This is a genomic window from Pediococcus pentosaceus (assembly GCF_001437285.1).
Lineage (GTDB): Bacteria > Bacillota > Bacilli > Lactobacillales > Lactobacillaceae > Pediococcus > Pediococcus pentosaceus.
Genome location: NZ_JQBF01000003.1, coordinates 255,478 through 268,828, shown reverse-complemented (window position 1 = coordinate 268,828; position 13,351 = coordinate 255,478). Strand labels below are relative to the sequence as shown.

Genomic DNA, 13,351 nt, shown 5'->3' with positions numbered 1-13,351 from the left:
ATTTCTCCTAGTCAATTTTAACTTCTTCAACTCTTAGATCTTGATTTAAGAATGTCCGCGCTATTTCTTCAAAATTCTTAATATTACCCGTTGAATAATATTGATCCTGCGCTTTAGGACCTTCTGCATGTTGAAGCGCTTGTTTTGTTAAAATTTCAATTAATTGGTGAACGGTCTCCACTCCTGGATCTACTAAAGTAACATCAGGCCCAACGGCTGCTTGGATACCTTCTTCTAAAAGCGGAAAATGAGTGCAGCCTAAAATCAAAGTATCAATTTGATCTTGCCTAAACTCAGCTAGTTTTTCATTCATAACTTTTTGAGCTGCCGTTGTATGAAGTTCATTTTTTTCAGCAATTTCTACAAATTCTTGGCATGCTACCGGATAAGCGCGTAATTTGGTATTAATTTCAGCTAAAGCCTTTGGGTAAGCCTCAGATTTAATTGTGCCTAGTGTAGCAATAACTCCAATTTTTTGATTTTTAGTTTGCCTATTAGCTGCAATTGCGCCAGGTAAAATCACCCCAATTACTGGGATGGGTAATTCAGCTTGTAAAACCGCTAACGCCGCGTTGGTCGCAGTATTACATGCAATCACTAGCGCCTTAATATTTTTAGTTATTAAAAATGACGCCATCTGTCGTGAAAATTCAACGACTTCTGCTGTGGGACGAGGACCATACGGCATTCTTGCTTCATCTCCAATAAAGATAATTTCTTCATTAGGTAACAGTTTTTGAGCTGTTTTGACAACTGTCAGACCACCGACGCCTGAATCCATAAAACCAATTGGACTATTATCCATTTTAATTCCCCCACTAAATAAAATTATACATACATCCATAATACTAAATTTCAGTAAAAAAAGGGAGCATGTTACCCACCTAACTCTATAAAAAAAGAAACCAATTATTGATAAATTGGTTTCTACTTAACCTCAATTTAATTAAATGTATTGGTCTAAAATCTTAGCTAATTGTTCTTTAGAATGGTATCCCACGATTGAATCAACCACTGCTCCGTCTTTTTTTACCAAGAGTGTTGGGATACTCATAATTCCAAAGTTTCTTGCTGTTTCAGGGTTTTGATCAACATCCATCTTAGAAAATGAAACTTTATCGCCCATTTCATCAGCAAGTTGTTCAACTACAGGTGATTGCATCCGACAAGGTCCACACCATGTAGCCCAAAAATCAGTTAGTGTTACGCCAGTATTTGTTTTTTCTTCAAAATTTGCATCTGTAATAGCTTCAACCATTCTAATTACCCTCTTTCACAATTTGTTACGTTAACTATACCAGTCTTTGCGTAGCAAATGAAATAATTAGCTTACATTTTATAAGGATTATTTAAAATGAACAATCGTGGCACCATTTCCACCAGCATTCGCAGGTGCGTATTCAAAAGCTTTAATTCGACGATTATTCTTAAGATACTTGGTAATCCCACTTCTAAGTGCCCCAGTTCCTTTTCCATGAACAATCGTTACCTCGTCATAACCTGCTAACAAAGCAGCATCAATGTAGCGATCGGTTTCAGTCAGTGCTTCTTCATAACGTTTTCCACGTAAATCTAAGGTTGTTTTAACTCCCGCAGAAGCCGTTCTTTGAACTGAGTTATGAACTCGTCGCTTGACCGTCTTATCCGGTTTAACTTTTTCCAGTTCATCAACGGCAACCTTCATTTTCATAATTCCCATTTGGACTTCCCAATGTTTTTTATCAACTTGCCGAAGAAGTTCCCCACGTTGTCCATAAGTTAAGACCACTACTTCATCATTTTCATGGAATTTTTGAGCTTCTTTAGCGCGTCGTAAAACTTTATTACGTTTAAGGTTAGTATCCTGATGAAGGGCGTTAATTTTACTTTTAGCGTCGATTAAATCATTTTCCTTAAAACTTCCTGTGGAATGTTCTAACTTACGTAGACGTTTAATAATGCGGTCTGCTTCGGCCTGACTATCATTCACAATTCGGTTTGCATCTTCTTTAGCACTCTCTATTAAATTGCTCCGTTGCGAATTTAGGCTATCGACTCCCTTGACCAAGGTTTGGTGGTACTCCTCGGCTTGTTTAAGTAATTCCACAGCTTGTTGATTAATTTTTTGAGCTCGTTTTTGACGAGTCGTTAAATCTTTAATCATATTGTTCAAATCTTGGCTATCTTGGTCAACTAGCCCCCGAGCTTGACTGATGATATCACTATCTAAACCTAAACGTTTTGAAATTTCAAAAGCGTTACTCTGACCAGGAATTCCTAATAATAACTTATAGGTAGGCTGCAAGGTATCAACATCGAATTCCATACTAGCATTAATGGTACCCATTCTTTCATATCCATAAGTCTTTAATTCTGGATAATGGGTGGTAGTCATTGAAACAGCCCCCGTGCTGCGAACTTTATCTAAAATAGCAATCGCAAGTGCAGCCCCTTCTTTAGGATCTGTTCCGGCACCCAATTCATCAAATAATGCCAAGGAACGTTCATTTAAATTGCCTAAAATTCGAATTGTATTATCCATATGGGAAGAGAACGTACTCAAATTTTGTTCGATGGATTGCTCATCCCCAATATCAGCAAATATTTCCTCAAAAATCCGAACCGTACTATTCTCATTAGCTGGAATAAACATTCCCGACTGTGCCATTAATTGAAGGAGTCCCACCGTTTTTAAGGTGATGGTCTTACCACCGGTATTAGGTCCAGTAATCACGAGTGTCTCATACTCTCCACCTAGTCTAATATCGTTGGAAACTACCTTTTTTTGGTCAATCAAAGGATGCCTTGCTTCTCGTAGGTTAATTTCATTGGACGCTGAAATTTGCGGTTCAGTTGCTTTTAGTTGATGAGCATACTGGGCCTTAGCATTTAGTAAATCTAAATGGCCCAAAATGCGACTATTATCTTTTAATGTATCTGTGTAAGGAGCTACTAATGCACTAAGTTCTTGTAAGATGCGTTGCTCTTCATGGACTTCTGCTACTTGGTTTTGTCGTAATTCATTATTCAAATCCACTACTGATTCAGGTTCAACGTATAATGTTTGTCCTGATGAACTTTGATCATGGACTACTCCACCAAATTTAGAACGATATTCAACACGAACTGGAATAACATAGCGTTCGTTTCGGATAGTCACGATTGGTTCACTTAAATACTTAACATTATTTCCACGTGTGAATTTTTCCATTCGTGAACGCACATCACTCTCGATACGGGTAATGGAAGCACGAATCCGTCTTAGTTCGCTTGAAGCGGAATTCAACAAATGACCGTTTCCTTCAATTGAATTACTTAAACGTTCTTCAACTTCAGGAATAGTTACTAGTTGCTCAATCACTTGATCTAGTGCAATGATTTCAATTTCTTCATTTTCTAAATCATCGAAAAAGTTAATTACCGTTCGTGTAGCTCTTAGAATTCTACCAATTTGAGCTAATTCTTGACCGTTTAAAGCAGCATCAATCTTCAAACGTTGAAGTGCCTCTGTCACATCTTCAAGCCGCGGAACTGGAATACCATTCTTTAAACGATAAATATTAACCGCATCTAGTGTTTGTTTTAAGGCGTTTCGTACTTCAGTTTCATCGCTACTTGGTACTAGCTCACGTAACTCTTTTGTTCCATTTTCAGTAGCTATAAACTGCCGAATAGATTGTTTAATCTTGTCATACTCTAAAACATCTAAAATTTTCTTATTCATATCAATCTCATTTCATTTCAAATCAAAAACGGCCCGCTCGCCGATAGATAATATCTCATCGTCAAACAAGGACCGTTTCTAGGAAATTAATCTTGGTCTTGATCACCAAGGAATGTATTCAAGACTTCTTCGATCATATCCCATTCTTCATCAGATTCAATTGGAATCAATTCCCCTTCACCTAAGTCGTGATTTTCATCAGGCATAAAGGCATAAGCTTGAATATCAACCTCTTCATCTGCTTCTGCTTCTGATGGGTAAAGTAAGACGTATGAACGACCATAGTCCTCTGAATCAAACGTAAATAGTACGTTATACAATTCTTCATTTCCGTGTTCGTCAACAAGTGTAATTTTTTGTTCTTCGTTATCCATATGCTTGTCCTCACTTTAATCTATCGATTAATTTTCCATGTCCGTTTAAGTAGTTTTCTAAAATCAGGCTAGCTGCTAATTTATCAATCACTTTTTTTCGCTTTGAACGAGAAGTATCTGCTTTCTCAATCAACATGCGCTCAGCTTCCACAGTCGTTAGCCGTTCATCTTGAAAATCGATGGGTAATCCAAAAGTTTCTTCCAATAACTTACCATAGTTACGTGCTGCTTCAACTCTTGGTCCCTCAGTGTTATTCATATTTTTAGGCAAGCCTAATACGAAACCTACAACATCATATTCTTTTACTAATTCTTTAACGCGTTCAATCCCGAAGATTTCTTCATCTTCATTGATTGGAACAATCTCGACACCTTGAGCAGTCCATCCTAACTGATCACTAACTGAAATTCCGACTGTTCTTGAACCGACATCCATTCCCATTAATCTCATTAATTTTCTTCCTTTTTGCTATCAGCGATTTGTTCAGATAGATAGTATCGAACGAGTTCTTCGATAATCTCATCGCGCTGATGTTTCCGAATCAAATTACGAGCATCATTCAACCGTGGAATGTATGCCGGATCACCTGAAATTAAATAACCAACGATCTGATCAATAGGGTTATATCCCTTCTCTTCAAGAGCATCGTAGACTGTTTTTAAAGTTTCTCTGACATCGTTTTGCTTATTATCGCCAAAGTCAAAGAACATTGTTTCATCAAGTTTTCCCACTGTTAGCACCCCTCTTCACATACTAGTCCTAATTTTACTTTATTAGCACCTAAATCACAATGAATGGAGCTTCTCGTAACTAACTCGTAATATTATCCATTTTGACTTTCTAGCCATTCTCGAGCGGCTTGCAAAGCAGCCTTGATATTATCCGGATTAGAACCACCGGCCTGAGCCATGTTCGGACGTCCACCACCGCCACCGTTTACTTTAGGCGCGATTGCTTTGATTAAATCTCCTGCTTTAAGACCTTTTTTAACAAAATCATCTTTGACAGCAGCAATTAAATTAGCCTTTTCACCAATCTTAGCAGCTAAGACTAGGACATCGGATTGATCTTTATTTTTCCAATCATCAGCCATTTGACGTAATTGATCCATTCCTGAAACTTGAACATCAGCAGCAATTAAACGCACTCCGTTAATTTCCACCATTTCATCGCCGATATTAGCAGCTTGGGATTTAGCAATCTTAGCTTCTAATTGGCTAATTTTTTGTGTCAATGCTTTAACATTTGATTGAAGTTGTTCAGTCTTAGTAGGAACATCTTTTAATTGAGCACTCTTCAAAAGACCAGCTGTTTGCTTCAAAAGGTTTTCTTCAGTATTTAAGAATTCAAGTGCGGCCTGTGAAGTTACAGCTTCAATTCGGCGAACGCCAGCTCCCACACCGGATTCTGAAACGATCTTAAAGAGTCCAATTTCATTAGTATTCTTGACATGGGTCCCCCCACAAAATTCTTTTGAATAATCGCCAATACCAACAACGCGTACCTTTTTACCATATTTATCATTAAACAAGGCGATGGCGCCCATCTTCTTACCAGTTTCAAGGTCCGTTTCAACCGTTGTTACTGGAATTTCATCATAAATTTTTTCGTTAATAATTTTTTCGACCCGATCCAAGTCTTCGTTAGTTACTTGTCCAAAATGCGTAAAATCAAAACGTAAATAACCTGGTTCAACTAACGAACCTGCTTGTTGTGTATGATCGCCCAAAATATCACGTAGCGCTTGGTCTAATAAATGAGTGGCTGTATGGTTCTTTTCAACTTTCAAATGGAAAGCTCGGTTAACTTCTAATGTATAAGCTGCTCCGCTGTGCATCTTCTTTAAAGCTTTAATAGTATGCAAGTTTTGACCATTAGGTGCATGTTGAACATCAATCACTTCCGCCACAATTTCGCCATTGGCATCCCTAATTTCACCTTGATCCGCAACTTGTCCACCCATTTCAGCATAGAAAGGTGTGATATTAAATAAGACGCGGGCTTCACCCGGTTCTACAATATCTGTTAATTTCCCATCCTGAATTACATTTTCAAGGATTGCATTATCAACTCGAAGAGTATCATAACCAACATATTTACTTTCAGTCTTTAAATCCGTTAATAAATCAGATTGAACTCCCATTGATTTTTCTGTTGATCGAGCCGAACGGGCACGTTCTTTTTGCTTCTGCATTTCATCTTCAAAGCCTGCTTCGTCAACTTTGAGCCCCTTATCACTAGCATATTCTTTAGCTAGTTCTAGTGGGAAACCATAAGTATCGAACAAACGAAAGGCATCAAATCCAGAAATTGTGTCGGAGCCCTTAGTCTTAGTTTCATCAATAATTGTATTTAAAAGTTCTAGTCCGTCTGTAAGTGTTTCGCTAAAACGATCTTCTTCAGATTTAATAACTTTGGCAATATAATCCTGATCAGCCAACACTTCTGGATAGTAATCCTTCATAATTTCGCCTACAACTGGAACCATCTTGTAAAGGAAGGTTTCATTTACCCCCAGTTGTTTACCATGCATAACCGCACGACGTAATAAGCGACGAATAACGTATCCACGTCCCTCATTAGAAGGAATAGCTCCATCACCAATAGCAAACGTAATAGCCCGTGCATGGTCAGCAATTACCTTAAATGAGATATCACTTTCTTTATTTTCTCCATACTTTTTACCACTAAGTTTTTCAACTTCATGGATAATTGGTAAGAATAAATCTGTTTCAAAGTTAGTGGGAGCATCTTGGAAAACAGAAACAACTCGTTCTAATCCCATCCCCGTATCAATATTTTTATGTGGAAGTGGTTCATAAGTTCCATCTGGCTTATGGTTAAATTGTGAAAATACAATATTCCAAATTTCAAGCCAGCGTTCATTTTCTCCACCAGGATAATTCTCTGGATCGTCATCTTCAAGATTATTAAATGCTTCACCGCGATCATAGAAAATTTCTGAATCAGGACCACTAGGACCCTCACCGATATCCCAGAAATTGTCTTCCACTTCCACAATATGGCTAGGATCAATTGGTGTTTCTAACCATATTTTTTTAGCTTCTTCATCCTTAGGATAGACGGTAACATACAATTTTTCTGGGTCCATGCCATACCATTCTTTGGACGTTAGCAATTCCCAAGCCCAATGAATAGCTTCTTCTTTAAAATAATCTCCTACTGAAAAGTTACCCAACATTTCAAACAAAGTATGGTGACGAGCCGTATGACCCACATTTTCAATATCATTTGTTCGAATACTTTTTTGTGAACTTGTTAGACGAGGTACTTCAGGAACCACACTTCCATCAAAGTACTTTTTCATGGTAGCAACCCCAGAATTAATCCATAACAAAGTTGGATCATCTTGCGGTACTAATGAGGCACTGGGTTCAATGATGTGACCTTTACTCTTGAAAAAATCTAAATACATTCGACGAATTTCACTACTTGACTTTCTTTCCATTATTTCCTCCTAAAATAAAAAACACCATTGCATGTAAAATAATAAAGACGCGACTGCGCGGTACCACTTTACTTGCAACGATGTTTAATCGTATACCTCTTAAGTCTCATTAACGCTGAGAAAACGATTCATTAACTTGAGTAGCATAGAAGCTTCCCTTCACCCTTCACACCAGCCAGAATGTCTCTTGCACTAAGGGGTTAGCTCCTACATATCTCAAATGATTTTAAAAATATTACAGCTAATTATAGAAAATCAACTTTAAAATGTCAATTTATCTTCGCTTATTTCGTGATTGTTTTATCTTAGCCTTTTTGGCTTCACGAGCTGCTTGATGTTGTTCCATACGACGATCACGAATTTCTTTTTCTGAAATTGCTTTGCGAATTCGACGCTTGTAACCTGGTTTAACCTTTTTCTTCTTTTTCTTAACCATCCCAATCATGGTTGGGTCAAGCTTCTTTTGACTCAGACGACGCGTCTGACGACGATCACGATCGTACGTATCAACTAATTCGTTGTTTCGAATCTGTTGAGGTAAGAATGTAATTCCCATCTTTTCGACATCAGCTACTTTGTCTTCTTCGTTTGGCATATATAAGGTGATTGCGGTTCCTGACATACCATTTCGACCAGTACGACCCACTCGATGGATAAAGAATTCAAGGTCTGTCGGAATATCATCATTAATTACTAGTGAAACTCCATCAATATCGATTCCACGAGCAGCCAAATCAGTTGCTACAACGTATTGATAACGAAGACGATGAATATCCTTCATAATTCGTTTACGTTCACGTGGTTGGATACCACCATGAATTTTAGCAACATCGAGTCCCTGAGCTTTAAGATAATCGGTCAACTCATCAGCACGTTCCTTAGTGTTGGTGAAAACTAAAGCTAGATAGGGCTCTCCCATAGTCAATAATTTATAAATTAAATTATTTTTGCCAGAACTCTTAGTTGAAATCAAGATATTCTTGATGGTAGGGCTAATAGTTGTTTCGGTAGGAATCTCTTCAATTACCGGATGATCCATATACTTCTTCAAAAATACATTTAGCCGTTGTGGAATGGTAGCTGAGAAAACCAAAATTTGCAGCTTAGATGGCATTGCAGCAGCAATTTGATCTACCGCGTTTAAAAATCCCATATCTAAGGTCATATCAGCTTCGTCAATAACCATATACTTCACTTGACGGAAGTTCAAGGCCCGTTCCTTTAACAAGTCCAAAACTCGTCCTGGTGTACCAATGATGATAGCTGGTTGATGATGTCCTAATTTTTCAACTTGACGTTTCTTATCAGTTCCACCAACGTAATTGCCAATTTCAATCTTAACTTCTGAAGCTGAGGCTAATTGCTTAGCATCTTCATAAATTTGATAAGCCAATTCACGACTAGGTGTCGTAATTACTGCTTGAATTGCATTTAATTCTGGATCGATATTGTTAAAAATTGGTAAAAGAAAAGCATGGGTTTTACCACTCCCCGTTTGAGATTGTCCGACAACACTCTTTCCATCAGCAATAAGTGGAATCACTTTATCCTGTACAGGGGTAGGTGTCTTAAAATTAATCTCATCTAAAGCCGTCATTAAAAATGGTTTTAGATTAAACTTCTGAAATTCGTTCATTAAATACTCCTTGTCTAAACCAATTGATCTAATTCACTTACAATTTGGTTAACTTCTTCAATGTTAGCTGCCTTCGCACCACTAGCTAATGGATGACCACCGCCGTCGTGTTTCTTTGCAAGTTCGTTGATCACTGGACCCTTTGAACGAAGTCGAACACGGTAAGAGTGATCATCTTGTTCAACAAAAATTGCCCAGCATTTAACCGTTGTAATATGACCTGGTAGTGAAACAATTCCAGCTGTTCCAGCGTCCTTCAAATCAAACTTATCCAAAGCTTCTTTACTTAAAACAATATGGGCAGCCCCATTAGCCTTAATTTGAAGGTTGTCATATACGTATGATGATAAATGAGCTACTGATTCTGGTATTTCGTCTAACGTCTGATTAACAGCTACCATGTCAAAGCCAGTTTCCATTAAACCAGCTACTACACTATGCGTATGTGCACTAGTAGCTGCATACATAAAGCGTCCAGTATCTCCCACGATTCCCGCATAGAGATCTCTAGCCGCGTCTGCTGTCAGCGTTAATTGGTCCTTGAAGCGATTATAGAAATCAAAAACTAATTCTGAACTACTTGATGCTTCTTCTTTTACCCACATCAAATCGCCAAATGGGTCATCATTCGGATGATGATCGATTTTAATTAGGAACGCCCCGTTCTCAAAGCGACGATCGTCAATTCTTGGTGAATTGGCCGTATCAATCACAATTACCAATGCATCATCGAAGAAATCACCTTCAATTTCATCCATGTTACCCAACCAACTCAAACCATCGATTTGTTTTCCAACCACTTTGATTTGTTTATGGGGAAAAGATGCTTGTAAAATTTTGGCGAGTCCAACTTGTGATCCAATGGCATCGGGATCGGGACGTTGATGACGATGAATAATAATTCGGTTATATTTTTTGATTTGTTCTAAAATTTTTTCAAGTGTGTCCATTACAGCCTCATTTATCCTACTCATTAAATTTTTATCAATATAAGTTTAATACTTTATTATTAGCGCTCTTAAGCATATCACAAAATCACTCTGAGTGCTTAAACAGTGGTAAAGAAACTTCTTGAAAATTTTGATCCGTTAAGTTGGTTAGTGTAATCCCTAATAAGCGAATCCCCCGCGAAATATCAGCAATTTCATCCAAAATCTGTTTAGCATAAAAATAATAGGTTTCAACATCATTTTGGAAAAATTCGTCCAATGTGATTCGTTTAGTTAACGTTTCAAAATCACCATATCTTAGTTTCAATACAATGGTTTTGCCGTGTTTCTGTCTTTTCAAAACTGCGCGAAGTAGATTCTTAGCAATTACCCGAAGTCGCTCTTCAACCTCCATCTCAGTGGTGAGCAATTTTCCATACGTTTCTTCTTTGCCAATTGATTTTCTCTCACGCAAGTATTCGACTGGGCGATCATCTTGCCCGCGAACCCAACGAAACAAGGTGTACCCAAATTTTCCAAAGTAATGAATTAAATCATTTTCAGACATCTTGATTAAATCCGCACCTTGAAAAACACCTAGCTCGTGCATTTTAGGCACTGTTTTTTTGCCAACCCCTCTAAACCGTTCGATTGGAATATTCTTTAGAAACTCAGCAACGTCATCCTTTTCGATGATTGCCACACCTACTGGCTTGGAATATTCGGAAGCCATTTTAGCCAGAAATTTATTGTATGAAATTCCCGTAGAGCAGGTTAATTGGGTTTCATTAAAGATAACTTTCTGAATTTCATGAGCAATCAACACAGCGTCACCAAGCCCCTTTTTATCTTCTGAAACATCTAAATAGGCCTCATCAAAGGCAACGGGTTCAATCTTATCGGTATACTCGTGAAAAATTTGATGAATTTGTTCCGAAACTGCACGATATTTAGTGAAGTCCGGATCTTTAAAAATCGCCTCTGGACAAAGTTCTAAAGCTTTCATAGCCGGCATCGCAGAATGGACACCAAATTGCCGTGCAATATAGTTTGCCGTTGTGACAACCCCATGTCCTCCAGTAAGGCGCGGATCATGAGCTACCACCAAAGGCTGGGTTTTAAACTTGGGGTTATCTCGCATCTCAATTGAAGCATAAAAGGCGTCCATATCAACATGAATTATCTTACGAGAATCATCAATGTTGATCGGAGTTAAAACTTCTGTTTCCATTATTAGCTGCGTGGATTAAAAACCCATTTACGTCCATCATCAGCTAGAAGTTGCATAGCTGCTTCAGGTCCCATACTACCACTTACATAGTTTGGAAATGCGGGTTCTTCTTCATCCCAAGCCTCGCGGACTACATCCATAATCTTCCATGCTTGGCTAACTTCATGCCAATGTGCAAAATTAGTCTTATTTCCCATTAAAGCATCGCGAATCAAGCCTTCGTAAGCATCTGGAATTTGAGCCTTTTCAGTGGCTGTCTTACGATAACGTAAATGAACTGGGGAAAGATTGTAACCTTGGTTTCCAGTCTTTGTATTAAATTCTAGCGTAAACCCTTGATCAGGTTCAATATGCATAGTCAAAACATTGGTCTTTAATTTTTCTGACGCGTCTTTAGCAAAAATGTTTTGATCATCATTTTTAAATACAATGTTAATCTGAGTTGATTTTTTAGTTAATCGTTTCCCAGTACGAATATAAACTGGTACACCATCTAATGACGGATTATGTGTAATTAATTTACCGGCAACGAAAGTTTCAACAGTTGATTGATTATCCGTACCTTCTTCATCTCGGTATCCAAGTTGTGTATTAGCCTCATCTGCACCATATTGGCCACGAATGAAATATTTTTTAGCTTCTTCTTTGGTATACATTTGGATATTTTCCAAAGCTTCAATTTTCTTGTCACGTAAATGTTCTGAATCAAAAACATCTGGCCGTTCCATTGTAAGTAACGAAACAATTTGCATAATATGATTTTGGACCATATCCCGCATTGCCCCAGCTGTTTCATAGTATCCAGCCCGTTCTTCGACACCAAGTGATTCAGATAGGGTAATCTGAATGTTATCAATATGTTCTTTATTCCAAAGCGAGTTGAACAATGCATTCCCAAACCGTAATCCAGCAATTGACTGGATCGGTTCCTTACCTAAATAATGATCAATTCTAAAAATCTGTTCTTCTTTAAAGGAACCCGAAATTGAATCGTTCAATTCTTTAGCGCTGGGATAATCACGTCCGAAGGGTTTTTCGATAATTAATCGGTTAAAACCATTTCCCTTTGTAAGTAAAGCTTGATCTTTCAGATGGCCAGCAATTGTTCCAAAGAATCTTGGTGCCATTGCTAAATAAAAAATACGATTTCCTTGAAGATCATACTTTTCATCCAATTCATCTGCTAATTTACGTAAAGCTACATAATGATCGACATCATCAACATTATGTGATTGATAGTAGAAATGACTTGCAAATTTGCGAGGTAGGTCATCGTTAGTCCGACCAGAATCACGGCCTGCGTCTTCAATTGCACTCATAACTACTTCATGGTAGTGATCGTTAGACCACGGACGGCGTGCTGTACCAATTACAGCAAAACCCTCTTTTAAATATCCTTTTTCGTATAAATTAAATAACGCCGGATATAATTTTCGATAAGCTAAGTCGCCTGTTCCGCCAAAAATAATAAATAAAGCCTTTTGATTCATTTTTATAACCCCGCTTTCGCTTTTCAATAGATTAATTATCTACCATTTTAAAACTTCAAACAAGAAAAAAAAGACCCACGAATTAAAATTCGCGGTCTAAGTTTGAAAAATTATTCTTCTTTTTCAGTTGTTTCTTCAGGTTCGGCTTCCTTTACGGGAGCTTCTTCTTTAGTTTCAGTTGTTTCAGTTGTCGTAAGAGCCTCCTTTTCGACCCGCATGATTGCCATACGATCAAAAACTAGGTAAATACCATCACAATCTAAAGTAACAGTTTTTTCCTCTTCATTAATTGAATCAACCACCCCATGAAGACGACCAATTGTTACAACATTGTCTCCAACGTTCAATTGATTCATCATTTCTTGGCGCTTTTGTTGTTGTTTACGTTGTGGTCTGATCATCATGAAGTACATCAATCCAATGATTAAAACAAAGAAAATGATTGAACTCATTCCGAAACCACCATTTGCAGCTGCTAATAACATTTTTTCACCTCACTAAAGTCGTCTAAGTATACT

Annotated in this window: 12 protein-coding genes; all 12 read right to left on the bottom strand. The window is 37.8% G+C overall.

Translation table 11 applies throughout. The annotated features are described in order from the left end of the window. Positions 1-7: 7 nt before the first annotated feature. The 12 genes from murI to yajC all read right to left on the bottom strand — a co-directional run bounded on the left by murI (position 8) and on the right by yajC (position 13,318). Complete coding sequence (murI, locus tag IV86_RS04805) at positions 8-805, bottom strand: glutamate racemase (RefSeq protein WP_056979398.1); 798 nt, start codon at positions 803-805, stop codon at positions 8-10. Between the two features lie 141 nt (positions 806-946). Further along, positions 947-1,258, bottom strand: coding sequence for a thioredoxin (gene trxA / locus IV86_RS04800; RefSeq protein WP_002834378.1), 312 nt, complete (start codon positions 1,256-1,258; stop codon positions 947-949). A gap of 87 nt (positions 1,259-1,345) precedes the next feature. Further along, positions 1,346-3,703 carry an endonuclease MutS2 gene (locus IV86_RS04795; RefSeq protein WP_029258068.1) on the bottom strand — a complete coding sequence of 786 codons (2,358 nt, stop codon included), beginning with the start codon at positions 3,701-3,703 and terminating at the stop codon, positions 1,346-1,348. An 86-nt stretch (positions 3,704-3,789) separates the two neighbouring features. Further along, positions 3,790-4,077: a DUF1292 domain-containing protein gene (locus IV86_RS04790; protein WP_056979397.1), complete on the bottom strand. Its 288-nt coding sequence runs from the start codon at positions 4,075-4,077 to the stop codon at positions 3,790-3,792. Positions 4,078-4,087: 10 nt separating this feature from the next. Beyond that, on the bottom strand, positions 4,088-4,528 hold the full coding sequence (gene ruvX / locus IV86_RS04785) for a Holliday junction resolvase RuvX (RefSeq protein ID WP_056979396.1): 441 nt from the start codon (positions 4,526-4,528) through the stop codon (positions 4,088-4,090). After that, positions 4,528-4,809 (bottom strand): IreB family regulatory phosphoprotein, encoded by a 282-nt coding sequence (locus IV86_RS04780; RefSeq protein WP_002834384.1) that lies wholly within the window; start codon positions 4,807-4,809, stop codon positions 4,528-4,530. Before IV86_RS04780 ends, ruvX begins: the two co-directional genes overlap by 1 nt. A gap of 92 nt (positions 4,810-4,901) precedes the next feature. Continuing rightward, positions 4,902-7,547: an alanine--tRNA ligase gene (gene alaS / locus IV86_RS04775; protein ID WP_002834386.1), complete on the bottom strand. Its 2,646-nt coding sequence runs from the start codon at positions 7,545-7,547 to the stop codon at positions 4,902-4,904. A gap of 274 nt (positions 7,548-7,821) precedes the next feature. Beyond that, a complete protein-coding gene (locus IV86_RS04770; RefSeq protein WP_056979395.1) occupies positions 7,822-9,183 on the bottom strand; it encodes a DEAD/DEAH box helicase in 1,362 nt (453 codons plus the stop codon). Between the two features lie 14 nt (positions 9,184-9,197). Then, positions 9,198-10,133, bottom strand: a complete 936-nt coding sequence (locus IV86_RS04765; protein ID WP_011673578.1) for a DHH family phosphoesterase — start codon at positions 10,131-10,133, stop codon at positions 9,198-9,200. 85 nt (positions 10,134-10,218) lie between these two features. Next, positions 10,219-11,343 (bottom strand): DNA polymerase IV, encoded by a 1,125-nt coding sequence (gene dinB, locus IV86_RS04760; protein ID WP_002833738.1) that lies wholly within the window; start codon positions 11,341-11,343, stop codon positions 10,219-10,221. A 2-nt stretch (positions 11,344-11,345) separates the two neighbouring features. Then, entirely contained in the window at positions 11,346-12,833 is a 1,488-nt protein-coding gene (gene zwf / locus IV86_RS04755; protein ID WP_002833737.1) for a glucose-6-phosphate dehydrogenase, read from the bottom strand. A gap of 110 nt (positions 12,834-12,943) precedes the next feature. Continuing rightward, positions 12,944-13,318, bottom strand: a complete 375-nt coding sequence (gene yajC / locus IV86_RS04750; RefSeq protein WP_056979394.1) for a preprotein translocase subunit YajC — start codon at positions 13,316-13,318, stop codon at positions 12,944-12,946. Positions 13,319-13,351 lie beyond the last annotated feature (33 nt).

Bases quoted from the DNA above. Each gene is read 5' to 3' on its own strand.
- murI (WP_056979398.1), bottom strand. From the start codon at position 805: ATGGATAATAGTCCAATTGGTTTTATGGATTCAGGCGTCGGTGGTCTG.
- trxA (WP_002834378.1), bottom strand. From the start codon at position 1,258: ATGGTTGAAGCTATTACAGATGCAAATTTTGAAGAAAAAACAAATACT.
- IV86_RS04795 (WP_029258068.1), bottom strand. From the start codon at position 3,703: ATGAATAAGAAAATTTTAGATGTTTTAGAGTATGACAAGATTAAACAA.
- IV86_RS04790 (WP_056979397.1), bottom strand. From the start codon at position 4,077: ATGGATAACGAAGAACAAAAAATTACACTTGTTGACGAACACGGAAAT.
- ruvX (WP_056979396.1), bottom strand. From the start codon at position 4,528: ATGAGATTAATGGGAATGGATGTCGGTTCAAGAACAGTCGGAATTTCA.
- alaS (WP_002834386.1), bottom strand. From the start codon at position 7,547: ATGGAAAGAAAGTCAAGTAGTGAAATTCGTCGAATGTATTTAGATTTT.
- IV86_RS04770 (WP_056979395.1), bottom strand. From the start codon at position 9,183: ATGAACGAATTTCAGAAGTTTAATCTAAAACCATTTTTAATGACGGCT.
- IV86_RS04765 (WP_011673578.1), bottom strand. From the start codon at position 10,133: ATGGACACACTTGAAAAAATTTTAGAACAAATCAAAAAATATAACCGA.
- dinB (WP_002833738.1), bottom strand. From the start codon at position 11,343: ATGGAAACAGAAGTTTTAACTCCGATCAACATTGATGATTCTCGTAAG.
- zwf (WP_002833737.1), bottom strand. From the start codon at position 12,833: ATGAATCAAAAGGCTTTATTTATTATTTTTGGCGGAACAGGCGACTTA.
- yajC (WP_056979394.1), bottom strand. From the start codon at position 13,318: ATGTTATTAGCAGCTGCAAATGGTGGTTTCGGAATGAGTTCAATCATT.